The sequence below is a fragment of the Saccharomonospora iraqiensis subsp. iraqiensis genome (assembly GCF_000430445.1).
GTDB classification, from domain to species: domain Bacteria; phylum Actinomycetota; class Actinomycetes; order Mycobacteriales; family Pseudonocardiaceae; genus Saccharomonospora; species Saccharomonospora iraqiensis.
In genome coordinates this window covers 2654-6701 of sequence record NZ_KE387105.1, presented here as the reverse complement: position 1 = coordinate 6701, position 4048 = coordinate 2654, and the positions used below count along the sequence as shown (strand labels likewise).

The window sequence follows — 4048 nt, the reverse complement described above, 5'->3', positions numbered from 1 at the left end:
CGGCGGTCGGGGATCCCGGCGGGCACCTCAGCGGGCGAACCAGCGTTGCGGCTCCGGCGCGGTGTTCTCGTAGATGTGCTTCGGCTCCTGGTACTCGGCCAGCCCGGCGTGCCCCAGCTCCCGGCCCACCCCGGACCGCTTGAACCCGCCCCACTCCGCCTGCGGCAGGTACGGGCCGAAGTCGTTGATCCACACCGTGCCGTGGCGCAACCGGCGCGCCACGTACTCGGCGCGCCCGGCGTCGGCCGTCCAGACGGCGGCGGCCAGCCCGTAGGTCGTGTCGTTGCCGATCCGTACCGCGGCGTCGACGTCGGCGTCGGCGAACCGTTCCACGGTGAGGATGGGGCCGAACGTCTCCTCGCGGACCACCCGCATGTCGCTGGTGCAGTCGTCGAACACGGTCGGCAGGAAGAAGAACCCGTCCTGCAGCTGCGGGTCGTCCGGGCGGCGCCCGCCGGTGAGCAGGCGGGCGCCCTCGTTGATCCCGATCTCCACATAGGACTCGACCTTGTCCCGGTGCTCGGCCGAGACCAGCGGCCCGCTCTCGGTGTCCGGGTCGAGCCCGTTGCCGAGCCGGATCCGTTCGGCCCGGCGCACCAGCTCGGCCACGAACCGGTCGTGCAACGAGTCCTCGACCACGAGCCGGGTGCCCGCCGAACACACCTGCCCCGCGTGGAAGAACACCGCGATCAGCGCGTAGTCGATGGCGGCCTCGAAGTCGGCGTCGGCGAAGACGATGTTGGGGTTCTTGCCGCCCAGTTCGAGCGCGACCTTCTTCACCGTCCGCGCGGCCTGGCTCATGATCGCGCTGCCGGTCTCCAGCCCGCCGGTGAACGACACCATGTCGACCTCGGGGCTGTCGACCAGGAAGGAGCCGACCGTGCCGCCGGGGCCGAGGACGAGGTTCGCCACGCCGGGGGGCGCCCCGGCCTCCTCGATCAGTTCGGTGAGCTTGATCGTGGTCAACGGTGTGGACTCGCTGGGTTTCAACACGATCGTGTTGCCGGCCGCCAGCGCGGGGGCGACCTTCCAGCACATCTGCAGCAGCGGGTAGTTCCACGGCGCGATGAGCGCGCACACCCCGAGGGGTTCGTAGATCACCCTGCTGCGCACCGACGGGTCCCCGGCGTCGACGAGCCTGCCCGGGTCGGACTCGGCCTGCGTGGCGTAGTAGCGGAACACCCCGGTGACGTCGTCGACGTCGATGCCGCCCTCGACGAGGGTCTTGCCGGTGTCCAGGGTCTCCAGTCGCGCGATCTCGGCGCGGTCCCGCTGGAGCAGCTCGGCCACCCGGTACAGCAGGGCGGACCGGCGCCGGGCGGGCCAGCCCGGCCACTCGCCGTCCTCGAACGCGGCCCGCGCGGCCGCGACGGCGGTCCGGGCGTCGATCGTGTCGGCCTCGTCCACCTCGCGGACCACGGACCGGTCGTAGGGATTGATCACCTGCCGGGTCGCGCCCGCGGAGGCGGCCACCCAGCGGCCGTCGATGAACAGAGTGGACATTGCGGCGATCCTTTCGCCGATCGGCGTGGCCAGCGTGATTCCGGGAACCTCGTTACCGTTCTGCACAGACGATAGAGCCTGGTGTCCCCCCGCACAGCGTGAGCGGACCCGCCGTGCCCCGGCCGGGGCGCCACGACGCCGGGACACCGGAACCGACCGGAGCGAGGTGAGTGCCGTGACCACCGGTGGTGACCCACACCGGCCCGCCGTGCAGGCCGACCCCGGCACGGACGAACTCGGTCCGGGGGACCGCGGTGTCAAACGACTGGTGTTCCTCGGCTCCGGCACCCTCATCGTCGCGTTGTCGATCTGGGCGATCGTCACACCGACCGGGGCCGAGAACGCGATCGGCACGGCGGTGTCCTGGATCTCGTCCGGGCTCGGGTGGTACTACTTCCTGGCCGCCACGCTGTACCTGCTGTTCGTGCTGTTCGTGGCACTGTCCCGGTACGGTCGGGTGAAGCTGGGCCCGCAGCACGCCACCCCGGACTACGGGGTGTTCGCCTGGGCGGCGATGTTGTTCGCCGCCGGCATCGGCATCGACCTGATGTTCTTCTCGGTCGCCGGGCCGGTGACGCACTACCTGTCGCCGCCGTCCGGAAACCCGGCCACCCTGGAGGCCGCACGGCAGGCGGTGGTGTGGACGCTGTTCCACTACGGCATCACCGGGTGGGCGATGTACGCGCTGATGGGGATGGTGCTCGGGTACTTCGCGTTCCGGTACCGCCTGCCGTTGGCGATCCGCTCGGCCCTCTACCCGCTCATCGGCAGGCGCATCCACGGACGGGTGGGTGACACCGTCGACCTCGCCGCCATCATCGGCACCATCTTCGGCATCTCGGTGTCCCTGGGCATCGGCGTGGTGCAGCTGAACTACGGCCTGCTGTTCCTGTTCGACATCCCCGAGGGGGTGGCGGCACAACTCGGTCTGGTGGGGGTGGCCGTGGTCATGGCGACCGTGTCCGCCGTGGCCGGTGTGGACCGCGGGATCCGCAGGCTGTCGCAGCTCAACGTGATCCTCGCGATCGTGCTGATGCTGTACGTGCTGGTGCTGCAGGGGCCCGCCCAGCTGCTCGAGGCGCTGGTGCTCAACATCGGCGACTACGTGAGCCGGTTCCCGTCGATGACCCTGAACACCTTCGCCTACGACCAGCCGGTCGAGTGGCTGAACAACTGGACGCTGTTCTTCTGGGCCTGGTGGATCGCCTGGGCCCCGTTCGTGGGACTGTTTTTGGCGCGGATCTCCCGTGGTCGCACGCTCCGGGAGTTCGTCGCCGCGACCCTGATCATCCCGTTCCTGTTCACCGCCACCTTCCTGTCGGTGCTGGGCAACAGCGCCCTCGACACGGTGCGCCGGGGCGACCTCGCGTTCGGCCTCACCGCGATGAACTCGCCCGAACAGGGCTTCTACGGACTGCTCGACCAGTACCCGGGGGTGCTCTTCAGCGCGGGCCTGGCCACGTTCGTCGGGCTGCTGCTGTACGTGACCTCGGCCGACTCCGGGGCGCTGGTGATGGCGAACCTCAGCTCCCGGCTGCCCACCCCGATCAGCGACGCGAAACCGTGGCTGCGCGTCTTCTGGGCGCTGGCGACCGGTCTGCTCACCATGGCGATGCTCATCGTGGGCGGGGTGGACGCGCTCACCAGCGCGACCATCATCATGGGCCTGCCGTTCTCGTTCGTCATCTTCGCGATCATCTGGGGCCTGTACAAGGCGCTGCGGGTGGAGCGGTTCCGGGACGACGCGCTGCGCACGACGCTGCCCTCGTCGCTGTCCGAACGCACCAGTGTGCCCGCCCCGGGGCACGTGACGGGCTCGTGGCGCAACCGGATACGGCGCATGCTCAGCTATCCCGGCAGGCGCACCGCGCACCGGTTCGTCGACGACGTCGCCCGGCCGGCGCTGCACGAGGTGGCCGGGGAACTGCGCGAGCAGGGTCTGGACGCCACGGTCACCGAGGAACCCGACGAGCACATCGACCTGCCGCACCTCACGCTGCGCGTCCCGATGGGCCCCGAGCAGGGCTTCAACTACCGGTTGCGGCCACGGGAGAAACAGACGCCCGCGTTCGCCATGCGGTCGGTGGCCGAGGCCGACACCTACCTGCGGATCGAGGTGTTCCTGCCGGAGGGCGGGCAGGGCTACGACGTGCTCGGCTACACCCGGGAGCAGCTGATCGCCGACGTGCTCGACCAGTACGAACGCCATCTGGAGTTCCTGCGGATGCACCGCGAGGTCGAACCCGGCCAGGTGCTGCCCGACCACGCCTCCCGGCACAGCGACGCGCCACCCGAGGAGTCCGGGTGAGGGCGCGCCTCACCGGATCGCCAGCGCGATGAGCATGGCCAGCCGCTGGTCCGGGTCGTCGAGTCGCAGCAGGGTGACCTCGCTCATCCGGCGCATCCGGTAGCGCACGGTGTTCGGGTGCACCTCCAGGGCCGCCGCGGCGCGGGCGAGGTCGCCCTGCGCCCGCAGCCACGCGGACAGGGTGGCCACGTAGCGGGTGCCGTGGTCCCGGTCGTGCCGGGCGAGGTCGGCGACCGG

General features: G+C 70.6%; 3 protein-coding genes. 1 reads left to right on the top strand and 2 read right to left on the bottom strand.

The window, feature by feature from the left end; genetic code table 11:
• Nucleotides 1-27: 27 nt before the first annotated feature.
• Nucleotides 28-1503 (bottom strand): aldehyde dehydrogenase family protein, encoded by a 1476-nt coding sequence (locus ACTIR_RS0115210; protein ID WP_026454924.1) that lies wholly within the window; start codon nt 1501-1503, stop codon nt 28-30.
• Nucleotides 1504-1678: 175 nt separating this feature from the next.
• Between ACTIR_RS0115210 and betT the strand changes: the two genes are divergently transcribed.
• Nucleotides 1679-3811 (top strand): choline BCCT transporter BetT, encoded by a 2133-nt coding sequence (gene betT, locus ACTIR_RS0115205; protein WP_026454923.1) that lies wholly within the window; start codon nt 1679-1681, stop codon nt 3809-3811.
• Between the two features lie 9 nt (nt 3812-3820).
• Here betT and ACTIR_RS0115200 read toward each other — a convergent pair.
• Nucleotides 3821-4048 (bottom strand): helix-turn-helix domain-containing protein (locus tag ACTIR_RS0115200; protein ID WP_026454922.1); only part of this gene is annotated, 228 nt, incomplete at its 5' end.